At 62.8% G+C, this 726-nt stretch carries 1 pseudogene; it reads left to right on the top strand.

The features are described from left to right. Positions 1-726 (top strand): annotated as a pseudogene (locus tag ACW9JC_RS30380) (type IV secretion protein Rhs); the annotation flags it as partial.

The raw sequence follows: 726 nt of genomic DNA, 5'->3' as shown, positions 1-726 counted from the left end.
GGATTGCCGAGCAGCCGTCAGGACGCCAAGGGCCAGCGCATCCGCTACGAATACGACCCGGCGATTCGCCTGACCGCGCTGATCAACGAAAACAACGCGGCGTACCAGTTCGCCTACGATGCGTCCGACCGGTTGATTGAAGAAAAACGCATCGACAACCTGACCCGGCGCTTCAGCTACAACCTCGGCGGGCATCTGACCCAGGTCGACGAAACCGGCTACGGCGAACGCGGCGAGCGGCCACAGCGTCGTACCGAATTCGAGCGCGACAGCATTGGTCGGCTGCTGGCCAAACTCAATGCCGATGCCCGTCAGGATTACGTGTACGACGACGCTGATCGCCTGCTGTCGATCCAGCGCCTGCCGACCGCGCAGGGCAAGCAACTGGGCGTCAGCGAAGAAACGCTGGAATTCGCCTACGACCTGCTCGGAAGGCTGATCCAGGAGACGACGCAGCAAGGCGCCTTGTCCTACGAATACGACCCACTGAGCAACCTCACCACCCTGACGTTGCCCACCGGCCAACACCTCAATCACCTGTATTACGGCAGCGGCCACCTGCACCAACTCAACCTCGACGGCCAGCTCATCAGCGACATCGAGCGCGACGACCTGCACCGCGAAGTCCTGCGCACCCAAGGCACGCTCACCAGCTGCTTCGGTTACGACGCCATGGGCCGCAAGAGCTGGCAGTTCGCCTCGCGCCTGCCGGCGGAAAAACTCTCG

Source organism: Pseudomonas sp. SDO5591_S426 (assembly GCF_054070755.1).
The sequence above is the reverse complement of the archived record's forward strand: the minus strand, read 5'-3'. Positions and strand labels throughout refer to the sequence as shown.